This is a genomic window from Saccharothrix ecbatanensis (genome assembly GCF_014205015.1).
GTDB lineage: Bacteria > Actinomycetota > Actinomycetes > Mycobacteriales > Pseudonocardiaceae > Actinosynnema > Actinosynnema ecbatanense.
The window spans coordinates 3,780,901-3,797,014 of record NZ_JACHMO010000001.1; the positions used below are offsets into that span (position 1 = coordinate 3,780,901).

Below are 16,114 nucleotides of genomic sequence, written 5' to 3' on the forward strand. Positions count from 1 at the left end.
TAATCGTTGCCCGCCCGGTAATCGGGGGGTCAGCGCTTCGTCCAGTTCCGAGATGGCCGCCGGTCCGCCACGTGGTTCACGACACGGTGGTACGTGCCGGTGAAGTCCATGTCGTGAAACATGTTCACCGGTACGATCACAGCTACGTGAAGCGCCGACTACCTGACCCCTCACTTCATCGTCCTGTCCGCCCGGCGTCGACCTGCTGCACACGGGCACGTCCCCACGATCGCGGACCGGTGTCTGCGCGCGGCTGCGACTGCTGGCTTGCTCGGACACCGATACGCTCGGCCGCGGTTGCAGGGACCGCGGAGCCCGTGACCTGATCGAAGTCGCATCGCTCGGACCGCGCTCTCGCCGGTGTGCAGTCCCCTTGATGATTCGAACACTTCTGGGGTCGGATCGCCGTTGCTGTCCAGCGCCGTCATGATCGCGGCGACCAGCTTCCCGCCCATCCGAGGCGCGTGGGCCGGTGGCGATCGCGCTGAGCTTGCGGCGGCCGGCCTTGGCGATGCCGGTCGGGCCGCCGCAGCGGGACAGGATCTCCAGCACCGCCGGTGGGCGATCTTCGACCCGATGGCGCGTTCGAGTGCGGGATGGACGCCGTTGAGCAGACTGCGGATGCGGTTGCCGATCCGGGTGGCCTCGCCGGCCAGGTCGTCGTCGAACCCGACCAGGACGTCCAGCTCGGCCAGGGCCTCGTCGCCGACGTCGACCGGGCGAGCCTGTCCGTTCCCTCGACGATCGTCGCGAAGGCCTCGTGGTCGAAGCCGTCTGAACAGGTATACAGGCTGCGGAAACGATCCGAACGGTTCGCCACAATGACGACCACGGTCTTACCACCGCAGGCGAAATCAGGGCTGGGCGGGTCCACTTCCTACTCGCTGAAGGACCTGTGGTCCAAACCCAGTCGACCATGTCAGGGGCGATCAGCGCGTCGGTGCCGGGCACAGCGTGGTCATGTACTGGTGTCGTGCCACGGAACCGCAGTCGCCCCGCCTGTTGCCGGCGTTTACCGGGTCAGCGACATGGCCTGGCTCGCCCCGTCCAGCGGATGGGGGCCCCGGTCGAGCGGGACACCAACAACGGTGGCACCGGCGACGGTGACTGTTCCACGACCTACACCAAGGGACTCGGCCCGCACGCCGACGCTGCGGTGCAGGTCTACCTCGGACGCGGTTGCCGGCGGTTCAAGACCTGGATCGGTGTAGGCCAGGTCTTGGCCTACACCGATGTTCCGCATCCGACCGGGGCGCCAGGGTTACACTTGGGCCCACTTCTGGTTGCTCTGGCCGTTACAGGTCCACAGGACCAACTTGGTGAGGTTGGCGGTACCCGCCTTCTCGGCGTCGAGGCAGAGCTTGGAGCCGACGTTGCGGATCGTGCCGTCGGACTCGAACGTCCACCGCTGGTTGTCCTGCCCGTTGCACGGCCACGTGATGACACGGGTGCCGTTGGTGGTGCCCCGGTTCTCGGCGTCCACACACATGTTCCCGAACACCCGGATCTCACCACCGGCCCAGGCGGTCCACAGCTGGTTGGCGGCGGTGTGGCAGTCCCACAGCAGGGTGGCCGCTCCGGCAGCGGTGGAGGCGCCCTCCACGTCCACGCACCGGCCCGAGCCCTCGCCGCGCAGGCGCGAGGTCGTGGAGGCGATCGGCTCGCCGTCGCTGACCCGGAACGCGGCGACGCCGTGCGCGGGCACGCTCGCCGAGATGGTGTTGGAGGTGCTCGAAGTGCCGCCGGTCCACAGGTCGGTCAGGGAGTACGGTCCCCCGGACAGACCGATTTGCGCCGCGGTGGTGGAGATGGTGGCCGTGCTGTCACCGCGGTTGAACAGGCCGACCGCCACCGAGCCGTCGGACAGCGGCTTGGCGAAGACCTCGGTGTTGCCGTTGTCGCGCACGCGCCGTCCGCCCGCGCCGAGGCTGTCCTGGTTGACCGCGATCAGGCGCGGGTTGCGCAGGACCGCGCTGATGTCGTCCGACATGGTGCGGATGTCGTTGCCCGCGATGAGCGGCGCGGCCATGAGGGCCCACAGCGCGAAGTGCGACTGCGACTCGGTGAGGGTGAGCCGCGGCCGGCCGACGACGAGCATGTCGGGGTCGTTCCAGTGTCCCGGGCCGGCCTGTGCGGCGAGGGGGGCGTTGACGTCGACGACGTTGCCCACCCCCATGGGGTAGCTGTTGGTGTTGTCGTTCTGCCAGATGTCGAGCAGGTCCTCGGTGGTGCGCCACAGGTCGGCGATCTCGCCCCAGTTGTACTTGTCGCCGGTGACGGCGTGGAAACTGTTGGGGTTGATGCTGTAGACGATCGGGCGCTTGGTGTCGCGCAGGGCGTCGCGCATCGTGGTGAACCGGGCGATCTGCTCGTCGCGGGTGCCCCAGCTGCTGCACCAGTCGTACTTGAGGTAGTCGACCCCCCAAGAGGCGAACGTGCGGGCATCCTCGACCTCGTGCCCACCGCTGCCGGTGTCACCGGGGTAGGCGTCTGTCCGCTGCGCGCAAGTGCTGTCGGTCGGCGACATGTAGATGCCGAACTTCAAGCCCCGGTCGTGGATGTAGTCGCCCAGTGCCTTCATGCCGCTGGGGAACCGGTCGGGGTTGCCGCGCAGGTTGCCGTCGCCGTCGCGGTTCGGGTCGAACCAGCAGTCGTCGACCACGACGTACTGGTAGCCCGCGTCGCGCATCCCGGAGTCCACCATGGCATCGGCGGCCTCGCGGATCTTGTCCTCGTCGATGTCACAGCCGAAGGAGTTCCACGAGTTCCACCCCATCGGGGGCGTGAGCGCGGGACTGTCAGGAGCCGCGACGGCTTCGTCCGGGGTGTAGGGCGCAGCGGTCACCACCGCGGCGAGCGCGACGGCGGCGGCGACCAGGTGCAAGGGTCGCTTCCACGATCGAGTGGGCGTCATTGCCTCTCCTTGGTTTCGTTTCCTGCTGGGGACAGAAGGTTTGCGGTTGTCGGAGTTCCTCCGAGGACGGCCGGCCGGCGTTGTAGGTGGTCAGCGTCGGAACCCGGTTGATCTCCATGCACGCAGGGGCCGGCCTACCGGGCGATGTCCCCGGTGGCGGTGGAGGTCGTGCGCTTGACGGTGACGTCATCACCGTTAGTGCTCGACGGTGGTGCGCAGGCGTTCACAGCGGCGGCGACGTCAGGTCGGCAGGCCGACGGAACGGGTGCTGTTGCGGCGTTGTTGGACGACGACGGCGGCGACCAGGAGGGTGCCTTGGGCGATGTTCTGCCAGAAGGTGTTGACACCGACGACGGTCAGGCCATTGCCAAGTGCGCCGAGGAGGACGACTGCGAGCAGGGTGCCGCCGACGGCTCCCTTGCCGCCCTTGAGCGCGCAGCCGCCGAGGGCTGCGGCGGTGATGGCCTGGAGTTCGAGTCCTTCGCTGCCGGAGACGGGTTGACCGCTGCCGGTGCGGGCGGTCAGCAGGATGCCGGCGAGCGCGGCGACGAGACCGGCGAGGGCGTAGACGGCCACGAGGTACTTGTTGATGTCGATGCCGGCGAGGCGGGCAGCGGTGTCGTTGCCGCCAATGGCGTGGATGTTGCGGCCGATGTCGGTATAGCGCAGCAGGACGTGGACGGCACCGGCGACGACGGCGAGGATCCAGACCTGGACCGGGAGTCCGGCGACGGAGCCGCGGGCGAGGAAGATGAACAGGTCGTCGCCCATCACGTAGCCCTGCGCCCGCCCACCGGAGACCAGCTGCGCCAACCCCTTGAACGCTGCGAGCGTGGCGAGCGTGGCAATCACGGCGTTGACCCGCCCGTAGACGATGATCACACCGTTGACCAGCCCGGCGAGCACACCCGTGGCTACCGCGACGGCCACGCCGGCCGCCGCGGATCCTCCGGTGGCGGTGAAGGCCATGGCGCTGACGACGGAGGCAAGCCCGGCCTGGGACCCGACGGAGATGTCCAACGCCCCACAGATGATCACGACCGTTTGCACGACGGCCAGCAGCCCGGCGATGGTGACGGTCTGGCCGATGACGGCGAGGTTGTCGCCGCTGAGGTAGGCGGGGTCGAGGACACCGAACACCGTCATGACGAGGAGCAACCCCGCTAGCAGGCTGAGGTTTTGGCCCCCGATCGCGCGCAGCACCCGGCGTACCGGTCCGGGCGAGGGCTCCGCCGCGAGAGCCGTAGCCGACGGTGGTTCGACGGTGCGGGTCGTCATCGGGAGCCTCCTGAGGCGGACGTGGTCAGGTCGTCATGCATGGCCAAGGCGAGGACCTTCTCCTCGGTGGCTTCCCGGCGGTCGAGTTCGCCGGTGATGCGGCCGTGTTGCATGACCACGATGCGGTCTGCCAAGCCGAGCACTTCGGGGAGTTCGGAGGAGATGACCAGCAGCGCGACGCCATCGGCGGCGAGATCGCTGATGATGCGGTAGATCTCGGTCTTCGCGCCGACGTCGATGCCGCGCGTGGGCTCGTCGAGGATGAGCACCTTGGGTTTGCTCGCCAGCCAGCGGGCCAGCACGACCTTCTGCTGGTTGCCGCCGGACAGTGTGCCGACCTCCTGCTCGATCGACCAGCACCGCACCCGCAACCGGGATACGAATCCGCCGACGAGTCGGCCTTCGTCGCGGAAGCGCAATAACCGGAATCGACGCAACCGGTCCAGCACGGCCAAGGCGGCGTTGTGGCGGATGGATTGGGACAGCAGCAACGCCTGCGCCTTGCGCTCCTCGGGCGCCAGCGCGATGCCCGCGCGGATGGCGTCCGCGGGCGTGCGCAGGCGGACAGCGGCGCCGTCGACGGTGATCTGTCCGGACGTCAGCGGTACGTCCCCGGCCAGCGCGTGGGCCAACTCCGACCGTCCCGCGCCGACCAGTCCCGCCAACGCGACGACCTCGCCGGCGTGCACCCGCAGGTCGATGTCGTGCACGTCCTCGGTGCTCACCTCGCGCACATCGAGCACGACCCGGTCGGTGGCGTGGTGCTGCCGGGTGTACACCGCCGACAGGTCGCGTCCCACCATCATCCGCACGATCTCGGCCTCGACGGTGCGGGACGTCTCGCGCACACCGACCAACGCGCCGTCGCGCAGCACGGCGATCCGGTCGGCCAGGTCGAAGATCTCGCGCATCCGGTGGGAGACGTAGATGACAGCCGTCCCGTCGTCGCGCATGGTCCGGATCAACCGGAACAGTGCTTCGGTCTCGTGGTCGGACAGCGAGGAAGTCGGCTCGTCAAAGGCGATGACACGCGCGTCGGCGGTGACCGCGCGCAGGATCTCCACCAACTGCCGCTGTGCCGCGGTCAGTTCGCCGCCCAACGCGTCGACGGGCAGCAGACCCGTGAACCCGAGGCGGTCGAGGTCCGCCGTCATGCGCTCGCGCAGGGCGCGGCGGTCCAGCAACCGGCCCGGCCGCCGCGGCAGGCTGCCGGCGTAGACGTTCTCGGCCACCGACACATGCGGGATGATCTCCGGTTCCTGCGGGATCACCCGGATCCCGACGCGACGCGCGTCCGCCGGGCCGTGCAGGTCGACCGGCACATCATCGAGCAGGGTGCTGCCGGTGTCGGGCCGGTGGTCACCGGTGATGACTCGGATCAGGGTGGACTTGCCGGCACCGTTCTCGCCCATGAGGGCCGTGATCTGACCGGCGGGGAAGCCCAGAGCCACCTCGTTCAACGCCTGGACGGCGCCGAAACGCTTGGTGATGCCGGTGACGCGCAGGACGTCGGGAGGACCGACGCGGGACCGTGGTGTAGGCATGGTTCCTCTATCGGGTGTGCGGGGGGGTGGGTGCGGCGTGCCGAGCGCGGGAGGGTGTCGCACGCCCGGCACGCCGCTGTCAGTGGGAGCGATGAACGTCAGGAGCAGGGAACACCGGCCTGCTGCCAGTTCGACGCGTCCACGATCCTGGTCGGCGCGAGTGCCTCGGCCGGCATCTCCTTACCCTCCTTGACATGCTCGTACAGCGTCTTCACGGCGAGGCGGCCCACATCGTGACCGTTGATGAACAATGCCGCCTTCATGCCGGTCGGCTTGCCGCTCCGCCAGTCCTTGCACGCCAGGTACGCGCCCAGGCCAATGCCGACGATGTCGGCCGGGTCGTTCCCGGCGTTCTGCAGCGCGGTGACCGCGCCCGAGACGTTCTCGTCGTTGCAGCCCCACACGATCCACTTCTTCACCGCGCGGTTTGCGGTGATCGTCGCGGCCACCTTGTCCTGGGCGCCGGTGGGCGTGTTATCGGTGCCGACTTCGATGATCTTCACGGACGCGCCGCCGGAGTCCAGGAACGCTTGCTGCGCGGCCTGCACGCGGTCGGTGCAGACCGTCACGTCCTGCTTCCAGGCCGCGATCACGGCGGTTTCCTCCGCCTTCCAGTCGGCCTTCATGAACTCCTCCGCGGCGCGCTTGCCGATCTCCGCACCCATCTGCGCGCCGCTGAAACCCACACGGGGCACCAGCTTGTCCTTGGCGCACTTGCCAGGATCCGGCCCGTCCACGCACACCTGGTCGTCAGAGGTCAACAGGGCGACGCCACCGGACTTCGCCGCCTGCGCCACCTGCGGCCCGACCGCGGGATCAGGCACCACCACGATGAGTCCGTGAACCTTGCGCGCGATCGCGGCCTGCACTTCACCGACCGTCTTGTTCGCGTCGTTGCCCAGGTTCACCACGGACAGCTCGACACCGAGTTCCTCCGCCGCGGCCTTGGCCCCCGCCGCCTCGCCGACGAAGTACTCCTGGTCTCCTTGCTTCTGGAGGTAGGCGATCGAAACCGTGCCCTCTGATGCCGTGCCCGTGTCCCCCACCGGCGTGATCTCCCTGCCGGACGAGCAACCGGCCAAACTCGCAACCGCGGCACACATGGCCACGACGGACACGCGCGTCGTTCTGGACAACATCGTCGTTCCTCTCACTGGAATCGGGACCCGTTCCGCGCTCTATCGAGGCGGCGTCGACCGGCCGTCGGTCAACGCGATGGGCGCACACCACCTCGGGCCGTTCACCACCCAGGGCACAGTCCGTTCGGACACCGGCCCTGACTTGGCGGACTCCCCTGAGAGGAGGGCAACTCGCCCACCGGAAGGCCACGATGGTTTTCGTCCGTTGTTGTTTACGACAGTTGAGTCACGGTGACTTGCAGAGTGCAGTCCAATTGGAGGTGCGCCGCCCGCCTGGCGGCCACGACGTCCGCGTAGACCCAGGACGAAGGCATATGGCTAGGTAGACGGACTCGTGGCCCATCGACGATCGGTGACTTCACTGTTAGGTGAGCCCCGCTCCGCCGCCTTCGACACTGTGACTCGAGTGACCGAACTGTACATCTTTGTTTGTTCTTGTCTAGGTCTGCGAGTACGGCCCGCAGTTAAATTGCGTATACTCCATAAACTGACTCGATACGGTCACTCAGGGTGCTCTTCGCTGCTGCAATCTGTCACTGCGCCATCACTGATGTTCAATCATGTTTGGTTGTGGTCGAGCTTCGCACCGGCTTACTCCGGTCGACAGGGCGGCGACCAGGCCGCAGCCGTCGGCGTCCGGATGCAGATTTCCGCGCATGCGCCACCTCGGCTGTCGACCGGGGTGCGGGGGCTGACCGAGGCCCGTCTCGGCGCGGAAAAGGTCTCGGCGGAGTTCGCGGCCCGACTGCACGAGCGGACCGCGGGCATCCCAGCCGTGGTCGAGGAACGCTGCGCGCCCTGCGCGACCCCGAAGGTGCGGTGCATGCGGGGCAGCGTGCGGGCCAGACGGTTGCTCGACGCGGTCAAGGATCCCGTCTTGCTGCGCGACGCGATGGCCGACCTCCTGGCCACGCTGCCTGCCACCACGGTTCGCCTGGTCGAGGCCGCTCGCCCGCGCACGCCGAGTTGCTCGCCGAGGTCGGTGATGTCCCAGTGGATGAGGCGAGTGCGGCGCTCGCGCACGCCGCGGACGGGCACGTCCTGCACGAGGCGGACGGATTGTGATACGGCGTCCGGCTCATGTTTGCCCGGCAGGTTGTTTACGACACGATCAGCGCTCCCGAACGCACCGCCCTCCACGACCGCCGTCAACGCGCTGGAACACGTCGAACGGCCCGCTGGTCCAGCGGGCCGAGCACAGGAGGGGACGCCGCGGGTACGGCAACGACCTTCCCCTTGGAAGGCGAGCGGCGCTCCCGGATGGTTACCGGGAGCGCCGCTCGACAAGGGGACGTACCTCTAGGAATTCAGCGGGATGCAGAAGGTCGGGAAGGTCGGGGACGGGGTGCCGTGGCACCGGATCTGCTTGCTGACAGTGCTCTTCTGGTCGAAGCTGTCGGTCACCGTGAGCTTGGCGGTGAAGGTGACCGAGTACGCCGTGGTCGAGTAGGTGTGGCCGGCCTTGACACCGGTTCCGGTCTTGCCGTCACCGAAGTCCCAGGCGTAGGAGACGATCGAGCCGTCCGGGTCCGAAGAACCCGACGCGTCGAACGAGCAATCCGGAGTCGTCGACGAACAGTTCGAGGCGAAGGACGCCTTCGGCGCGCCGGGATCACGGGCGCCGAGGTCGTCGGTGTACAGCAGCCGGTTCGGCGAGTCCATCGGGTCGGAGATCTTGTTGACCGTCGCCGTGTCGAGCACCAGGGCGTTGGCGTCGGCCACCGAGATGTCCGGGTCGGCGCCCAACACCAGCGCCACGGCGCCGGCCACGTGCGGGGTGGCCATCGACGTGCCGTTCCACGCGGCGGTCTTGCCGTCCTGGGTGATGGAGGTGATGCTGCTGCCCGGCGCGAACAGCTCGACGCACTCGCCCCAGTTGGACCCCTTGGTGCCCCACAGGCTGCGACGGTCCTCGCTGTCCGACGCGCCGACGGTCAGCACGCCCGGCGCGGCAGCCGGGCTCTTCTCACAGGCGTCCACTCCCTCGTTGCCCACCGCGACGGCCCACGCGACACCCGCCTCGACCGAATTGGCCACGGCTTCGTCGAGCGCGTCGCTCTGAGACCCACCGAGGCTCATGTTGCCCACCGCGGCCTCCGGGGCGTTCTCGGTCACCCAGTCGATGCCCGCGATGACCTGTTCGTACGAACCGCTGCCGGCGCAGTTCAGCACCCGGACCGCGACCAGGTCCACATTCTTCGCGATGCCGTACGTCCTGCTGCCGATCGTGCCCGCCACGTGGGTGCCATGACCGTGGCAGTCACTCGCGTCGCTGTCGTTGTCGATGAAGTCGTAACCGCTGGTCGCCCGACCCTCCAACTCGGGGTGGTCGAACGCGATGCCCGTATCGACCACGTAAGCCGTGACACCGGACCCGTCGTTCGGCGCCGCGTAGCTGTCGTCCAACGGCAAGTCACGCTGGTCGACCCGGTCCAGACCCCACGTCTCCGACGTGCGCACCACACCGTTCCGCTCGACATAGCGCACCGCCGGGTCCGCGGCGAGCCGCTTCGCCTGCCGCTCGCTCATCCGCACCGAGAACCCCGCAACGCCGACGAGTACACGTGCGCGACCTCGCCACCGTACTGACCGGCCAAATCGGTCGCCCGCGCCGAAACAGCCTGCACGCCCACCGCCGACGACGAACTGTCCAAGGCCACGATGTAGCTGCCTTCGACGGCGTCCTGGGCACCCGCGCCCAAGATATGACCCTCAGCCGCCTGCGCGACACCGACAACACTCATCGTCAACGCGATGGAGACGAGACCGGCACACAGACCGACCATCTGCGTTCCTCGCCCATGTAATGTGGACATGCTTGATCAAACTCCTCGTCGTAGCAGGGAACGACTTCAACCGGCACCGTCGCGGCAGACCTCGGGTGCCGGCCACGGCGACATGCAGGGACATGGCCGACCACCAAGAATCGGCGATGCGCCTGCGGCGGACAATCCGTATCGGAATTCCTGCATATACGCAATTATTGATTCCGTAGCCCGATTGGCCGATCATTCTGGACACCAGCGGCCCGACGACCTATAAATCAATCCTGTGACCGGCGTTCGGTTGTCGCACCGCCGACACACCACCGAAACGACGAGGGGGCGGTCGCCATGACTTCGACCCAGGGGCCGGGCGTTCGAGCCGGAAGTGCCGGGCACGAAGGCTGAACTGATCATCGCCGTCGACGCGGCCGACCCGACCACATCTCCGCGTAGCACCCACCGCTTTCGGCGAACGCGCGAGAGTTGGGGCCGTTAGCCCGCAGCAACCTCACCGGCACGCGCCGACAAGGTAATGCGTGCGATGAACAGGACTTCGGTCGCCGAACAATTTACATATCCGCCACAATGACGACCGCCGGGCCGAGCAGCACCACGGCAAAAGCGGCAACTCGGCACGCACAAGAAGCAGTTCCGGGCGGCATCAAAGCGTTGGCGGGCGACATCGACGCCAACCTGACGACGCACGCCTGTCGTGCGAGACCCGCGGATGACCTCACGAGCACCGGCGCAGCGTCAGCCCCGCCGGCACGACACCCGACGGCCTGCCGCACGCCGCGACCGCGGGCCCGGCCAAACCAGCACGTGCCTCGGTCGAGGCAACACCTAACCGAGATTCAGGAAGGAGGCCAGAATGACGAGACGCACGCACCCCATCGTGGCCCTGCAAGCGTTGACCCTCGCCGTGATCGCGACCGGGGCCCTGCTGGTACAGCCGGCCTACGCAGCCGTGACGAGCTTCTACGTCGACCCCGTCAACGGCAGGGACGGCAACTCCGGCACCAGTGCCGAAGCTGCCGTCAAGACGATCCAGCGTGCCCAGGAGAAGGTCCGGGCGGTGAATTCCGCCATGTCCGGCGACATCGTGGTGAACCTCCGAGGGGGCATCTACGCCTTGACGACTCCGATCAATTTCACGACAGAGGATTCGGGCAGCAACGGCCACTCCGTCATATACCGCGCCTATGGCACAGAGACGCCCGTCGTGACCAGCGGTAAGACCATCACCGGCTGGACCGCGGCCGACAACGGTCAGTACAAGGCGCCGCTGGCGGAATTGAACTTGCGGCAGATGTACGTCAACGGTGTCCGCGGCACCCGTGCCCGCTATCCCGATATCGGGTCGAACTTCCAGCTTCAGTCGAGCGACCTGGAAAAACGGGTCCTCCGCGTACTCGGCACGCAGGTCGACGACTGGGAGAACTTCAGTCAGGTCGAGATGGTGCTGCAACTGCAATGGGCGGAGAACTTCCTGCGACTGAAGTCCTACACCAACGCAAACGGCCTGGCGAGCGTGTCCATCCAGGACCGCGAGGCGGACATCCTGTTCAAGCGCCCTTACCCGCGCTTGTCGAACGGGGCGCCGCTGCACTTCGAGAACGCCCACGAGTTCCTCACCGAACCCGGTGAGTTCTACGTGGACACCGTCGAGAAGGTGGTGTACTACCTGCCTCGAGCAGGGGAGAACATGTCGACGGCGATCGTGCAGGCGCCCACCCTCGAGACACTCTTCCGCATCAAGGGGACCGACCTCGACAACCCGCTTCACAACCTGAATTTCTCAGGGATCACCTTCACCCAGACGACCTGGATGGAGGCGACCAAGCACGGTCTCCTCAACGGCCAGGGCGGCAACTACAACCTGTCCGCCGACACCAACAACAACCAGTACGTCGACCGTCCGCCGGCCGGCGTCTACGTCGCCTACGCCGATGCCGTGTCCTTCACCGGCAACACCTTCACCCAGATGGGAGCCACCGCTCTCGACGTGCACCGCGGCGTCCACAACAGCACCGTCACCGGCAACGTCGTCCACGACACAGCGGGGAACGGGATCATGGTGGGCAAGTTCTCCGATCCCACGGTGGAGTTCCACACGGTGTACAACCCGCCGATTTCGCCCGAGGGAGAGGACGTCCGTGAGGTAGTCGCAGGCATCACGGTCACCAACAACCTGATCAACCGGGTGGCCCAGGACTACCTCGGCACGGCTGGCATCAACGCCGGTTTCATCAAGGACACCACGATCAACCACAACGACATCTCCGACGGAGCGTGGGCCGGGATCTCATTGGGCTGGGGCTGGTAGGTCGCGACGAACGCGTCAGGCAACAACACCGTGAGCCACAACCGGGTCGGCAACGTGCTCAACCAGCTCTGTGACGCCGGCGGGATCTACCACCTGTCCAACAGCCCGGACACCGTGTTCGCCGAGAACTACATCCACGACGTGGAACGAACCCCGACGGCATGCGGCTCCCCCGTCGGAGGCATCTACCTCGACGAGGGCTCGGACAACATGACCATCCGGAACAACGTCCTGTCGAACACCACCAACTTCATCATCCAGAACCGCAACGGCTCCAACGTCACCAAGTCCGACAACACGACCACCGGGACCTCGACCATGGTGGCATCGGGTCTGGAGGCGGGCTACCGGGGATTGCTGGCGAAGATCAACCTGGCGTACGCCAAGACGACATCCACCTCCTCGGACTACAGCACGAGCTTCGGGAGCGCCAAGGCCATCGACAACAACGCGTCGACGGGCTGGTCGCCGACTGGGAGCGACACCTCGCCGTGGTGGCAGGTCGACCTCGGCGCACCGTACGCACTGGGTCAGTTCTCGCTCACGACACGCCACGAACAAGACCAGCCGGAGACCCGCAGCAGCTTCGAGGTGAGAGGCTCCAACGACCCGGACTTCGCCGGCTACGTCGTTCTGGGGCGGCAGGACTCCGCGACACTTCCATACGGCGCTACGCTGACCGGCAAGATCGACGTACGGCAGAAGTTCCGCTATGTCCGTGTCGCCAAGACCGACAGCGCCTACTTCTACATCACCGAACTCAGCGTGCAGCAGGCCGGCGGCGCCTTGGAGGGTTCCGCCACCACACCTGATTTCAACCCGTCGACCTACTACACGATCAAGAACGTGAACAGTGGCCTGCTGGCCGACGTACACGACAGCTCCACCGCCGACGGCGCGGCCGCGGTCCAGCGTGCCGCCAACAACGGGCTGGCCCAGCAATGGTCCGTCGTCCGGGTGAGCGGCAACCTGTACAAGATCGTCAACCGCAACAGCGGCAAGGCCCTCGATGTCAACAGCGGTTCCCACACGAAGGGGACGAAGCTGATCCAGTGGACTTACCACGGCGGGAACAACCAACTCTGGTACTTCGAACCGACGAGCGCCGGATACGTCATCCGCAACTTCGAGACCAGACAGGCCGCGGAGACCTCCGCCGGCTCGACCGCCGACGGAGCGGGCCTGGCTCAGTGGGCCGCCCTCAACCAACCCCACCAACTCTGGACGATCCAATGACGAGCACCGGTCTGGTCGAATGATGTGAGCGGCACCGAACGCGTCGACTGCAACGGAACCTGAACCCGTCGGCGCGTCGTACCGGCACGAGGTGGCGCCTCCCATTGCGGCTGTGGTTCCGAACCATGCCGCCTCGGTGGCGGCACTGCGTCTTTCCGGCCCTACGCCGGTTGCCACCCCAGAAGCGGTGTTGTCCGATGCGGGGTGAGCAACGAGACCACCTGTCTCCGGCAACCACAGCTCCACACCGTGCCGTTCCAGCACCACGCGCAAGGTGTCGAGTCGGGCGTTGTCGAAGAAGGCGCCGGCATCACGGCCATCAACTCCGACCACGTGACGATCGACGGCAACCGGGTGCACGGCGTTCGTCCCCCGGCACACGACATCGTGGGCAAGCAGCGGAAGGCCGGCAGCACACCGGACCGCAGGTCCTCGCTTACCTCATCCTCGCCGCGGCACACGTCCGCCGCCGGCAACCCTGACGGCGTCTGTGCTCGATCCACCCATCGGAAGGAGTCGCCGCAGCTCGTGACACCGGTCGCGGGCATCCCTCGGCCGGCGCGGTACTCGCGTCGGACAGCCGCGTCGACAGGACGCTCGATGCGGAAGCACCCATTGCATCAATGGAGATGGGAAGACACATGCACGAAACGCGCAGCGCGAAATCCACATTCGCGCGCCGGACCTCCATAGTCACCGCGCTCACGGTGATCCTGGCTGGTGTAGGAGCTCTCCCCGCCTCGTCGGCCGAACCTCCAGCGGTCACCGTCGACTACGCGAACGGTGTCCGCGACGTCCGGCACGTCGGACAGGGCTTCCTCTACGGGCTGGCGCAAGACGGCACGGGAGCGGCCAACGCGTTCCTCAACCCGCTGAAGCCCAACATCATGCGCGGAGGAGGCGCCCGCATCCCGGGCCAGGGGTGGATCGGTGACGGTTACGTCGCCGGAACCGGGTACGGCGCGCGCATCCGGGCCGCGTTGGACCAGGCGAAGGTCACCACGCAGACGTACGGCGCCGAGTTCAACCTCATGTTCAACGACCTGTGGGGCGCGGACACCGGCCAGCCGTCGGACAGCCGCTACCCCTGCGACGACAACAACTGCTCCAACTGGGTCACCTTCGTGGAGCAGGTGGTGTCCGACGTCGAGGCGGCGGGCCTGAAGGTGACCTACGAGCCGTGGAACGAGCCGGACAACCGCCCGTTCTGGCCAAGGGACATGAACAGCTCGCAGTACTTCGCGATGTGGGACACGGCCTTCAAGACGATCCGCCGCCTGGACCCCGACGCCCGCATCGAAGGACCGGCGACGTACGTCCTGGACGAGGACGTGATCGACGCGTTCCTCGACCACGTGGTCGACGCCGGCACCGTCCCGGACGTGCTGGACCACCACAACCTGCGGAACGAGGACCCGATCGTCGTCGGCCAGATGCTGGACCGCCGGCTCGCCGACCACGGGCTGTCGAACGTCCAGACCTCGATCAACGAGTACCTGAGCCGGGACCAGCTCAACCCCGGCGGGACGGCCTGGTACCTGTCCCGGCTCGCCCGTTCCGGTATCGACCTGGCCGCCCGCGGTGTCTACCCGCAGGAGTACCCGGGTCAGCAGCCCTGCTGCATGGCTGACGACCTCGGCGGGATCCTGACCCCCACGCCGAACGGGCTCGCGCCCAGCGGTGAGTACTGGGCGTACCGGGCGTTCGCCGACCTGAGCGGGAAGTTCGTGAACGCGACCGGGCAGGGTGCGGTCGAGGCACTCGCGTCCTACGACCACGCGGCTCAGCGCTCCGTCGTCCTCGTGGGCGCGACCCCGGGCGGCACATCGGCCTACACGGGGCCGGTAACATTGAACCTCAAGCGCATCTCGTCGGCGGCGGCCCTCGCGTCCGGCGGCGCGGTCCGTGTCCAGGTCAAGAGGATTCCGGATCGTACGGTCCTCGTGGATCCCGTGGTCGTGTCCGACCAGATCGTCACGGTGACCGAGGGGGCCGCGAGCGTCCAGCTCGCGTTCGCCAACTCCGCCGAGGCCCTGGCGGTCTACATCACACCTGCCAATCGGGCCGCCACCACGTTCGTCGACTCGTCGACGACCTCGGGACCGAACCGCTTCTCGTTCGACTCGGCGTGGAAGACAGCGTCCGGGATCGCCGACCTTTACGCGGGGACGGCGACCACGCAGGCTGAGCAGGCTCCGACGTCCATGACGTTCACGTTCACCGGCACCGGGGTCACCATCCACGGTGTCCAGGACAAAGACCAGGGCATCAGCGAGTACTCGCTCGACGGCGGCACCAAGGTCGTCAAGGACGGCTACAGCCCGATGCGGGATTCGCAGGCGGTGCTGTACTCCGTCTCGGGCCTGTCGAACACCACGCACACGTTGAAGATCACCGCTCCCGCGACGAAGAACCCGGCCGGCACCAGCACGATCGTCGCCATCGACGCGGCCGAGGTCACGGTGCCCGGACTCGGCGTGAACCTCCTGGCGAACCCGGGATTCGAGCAGAACCTCACCGACTGGACCTCGACCCTCGACACCGCCGCGAGCTACACCGAAGGTCAAGTCGGCACGGTGGCGCCGCACAGCGGGAAGCTGCGGCTGACGCACTACTCCGGTAGCCCGTTCCAGGCATTCACCTCCCAAACCGTGGCCGTGCCGAACGGCACGTACGCGGCGACCGCTTGGGTTGTCCGCGGCGGCAACCACAACGCCAGCTACTTCGAGGTCAAGGACTACGGCGGAACTGCGCGAACCGTCGGCATCCCCTCGACGAGCATGTGGCGTCAGGTGGTGATCACCGGGATCACCGTGACCGACGGCGAGGTCACCGTCGGGCTCTACGACAACGGAAACGCCGGCAACTGGACATCCGTCGACGACGTTCAACTGTACCGAACGAGTTAGCTG

General features: G+C 67.1%; 10 protein-coding genes and 2 pseudogenes. 4 read left to right on the top strand and 8 right to left on the bottom strand.

What is annotated here, in order from left to right:
- Nucleotides 1–413: 413 nt before the first annotated feature.
- A pseudogene (locus F4560_RS15875) lies at nucleotides 414–722 on the bottom strand (IS110 family transposase); the annotation flags it as partial.
- Between the two features lie 332 nt (nucleotides 723–1,054).
- Between F4560_RS15875 and F4560_RS46640 the strand changes: the two are divergent.
- A pseudogene (locus F4560_RS46640) lies at nucleotides 1,055–1,201 on the top strand (NPCBM/NEW2 domain-containing protein); the annotation flags it as partial.
- A 60-nt stretch (nucleotides 1,202–1,261) separates the two neighbouring features.
- On the opposite strand, the gene F4560_RS15885 reads toward F4560_RS46640, so the two are convergent.
- The 7 genes from F4560_RS15885 to F4560_RS44595 all read right to left on the bottom strand — a co-directional run bounded on the left by F4560_RS15885 (nucleotide 1,262) and on the right by F4560_RS44595 (nucleotide 9,661).
- Entirely contained in the window at nucleotides 1,262–2,914 is a 1,653-nt protein-coding gene (locus F4560_RS15885; protein ID WP_184920827.1) for a glycoside hydrolase family 27 protein, read from the bottom strand.
- A 240-nt stretch (nucleotides 2,915–3,154) separates the two neighbouring features.
- Nucleotides 3,155–4,192, bottom strand: a complete 1,038-nt coding sequence (locus F4560_RS15890) for an ABC transporter permease (RefSeq protein ID WP_184920828.1) — start codon at nucleotides 4,190–4,192, stop codon at nucleotides 3,155–3,157.
- Nucleotides 4,189–5,736: a sugar ABC transporter ATP-binding protein gene (locus F4560_RS15895; protein WP_184920829.1), complete on the bottom strand. Its 1,548-nt coding sequence runs from the start codon at nucleotides 5,734–5,736 to the stop codon at nucleotides 4,189–4,191. The genes F4560_RS15890 and F4560_RS15895 overlap by 4 nt, the downstream gene beginning before the upstream one ends.
- Before the next feature lie 98 nt (nucleotides 5,737–5,834).
- A complete protein-coding gene (locus F4560_RS15900) occupies nucleotides 5,835–6,875 on the bottom strand; it encodes a substrate-binding domain-containing protein (RefSeq protein WP_184920830.1) in 1,041 nt (346 codons plus the stop codon).
- Nucleotides 6,876–7,466: 591 nt separating this feature from the next.
- Nucleotides 7,467–8,027, bottom strand: a complete 561-nt coding sequence (locus tag F4560_RS15905) for a hypothetical protein (RefSeq protein WP_184920832.1) — start codon at nucleotides 8,025–8,027, stop codon at nucleotides 7,467–7,469.
- 147 nt (nucleotides 8,028–8,174) lie between these two features.
- A complete protein-coding gene (locus tag F4560_RS45605; RefSeq protein ID WP_184920834.1) occupies nucleotides 8,175–9,404 on the bottom strand; it encodes a S8 family serine peptidase in 1,230 nt (409 codons plus the stop codon).
- Nucleotides 9,401–9,661: a hypothetical protein gene (locus tag F4560_RS44595; protein ID WP_184920836.1), complete on the bottom strand. Its 261-nt coding sequence runs from the start codon at nucleotides 9,659–9,661 to the stop codon at nucleotides 9,401–9,403. Before F4560_RS44595 ends, F4560_RS45605 begins: the two co-directional genes overlap by 4 nt.
- An 874-nt stretch (nucleotides 9,662–10,535) precedes the next feature.
- On the opposite strand from F4560_RS44595, the gene F4560_RS43605 reads away from it, so the two are divergent.
- The 3 genes from F4560_RS43605 to F4560_RS15925 all read left to right on the top strand — a co-directional run bounded on the left by F4560_RS43605 (nucleotide 10,536) and on the right by F4560_RS15925 (nucleotide 16,111).
- Nucleotides 10,536–11,966, top strand: coding sequence for a right-handed parallel beta-helix repeat-containing protein (locus F4560_RS43605; RefSeq protein WP_221483514.1), 1,431 nt, complete (start codon nucleotides 10,536–10,538; stop codon nucleotides 11,964–11,966).
- Between the two features lie 30 nt (nucleotides 11,967–11,996).
- Nucleotides 11,997–13,202, top strand: coding sequence for an RICIN domain-containing protein (locus F4560_RS43610; RefSeq protein ID WP_221483515.1), 1,206 nt, complete (start codon nucleotides 11,997–11,999; stop codon nucleotides 13,200–13,202).
- Nucleotides 13,203–13,909: 707 nt separating this feature from the next.
- Entirely contained in the window at nucleotides 13,910–16,111 is a 2,202-nt protein-coding gene (locus F4560_RS15925; protein ID WP_184920838.1) for a GH39 family glycosyl hydrolase, read from the top strand.
- Nucleotides 16,112–16,114: the final 3 nt, after the last annotated feature.

Coding starts and splice junctions, on each gene's coding strand:
- F4560_RS15885 (WP_184920827.1), bottom strand. CDS start 2,914: ATGACGCCCACTCGATCGTGGAAGCGACCCTTGCACCTGGTCGCCGCC.
- F4560_RS15890 (WP_184920828.1), bottom strand. CDS start 4,192: ATGACGACCCGCACCGTCGAACCACCGTCGGCTACGGCTCTCGCGGCG.
- F4560_RS15895 (WP_184920829.1), bottom strand. CDS start 5,736: ATGCCTACACCACGGTCCCGCGTCGGTCCTCCCGACGTCCTGCGCGTC.
- F4560_RS15900 (WP_184920830.1), bottom strand. CDS start 6,875: ATGTTGTCCAGAACGACGCGCGTGTCCGTCGTGGCCATGTGTGCCGCG.
- F4560_RS45605 (WP_184920834.1), bottom strand. CDS start 9,404: ATGAGCGAGCGGCAGGCGAAGCGGCTCGCCGCGGACCCGGCGGTGCGC.
- F4560_RS44595 (WP_184920836.1), bottom strand. CDS start 9,661: ATGGTCGGTCTGTGTGCCGGTCTCGTCTCCATCGCGTTGACGATGAGT.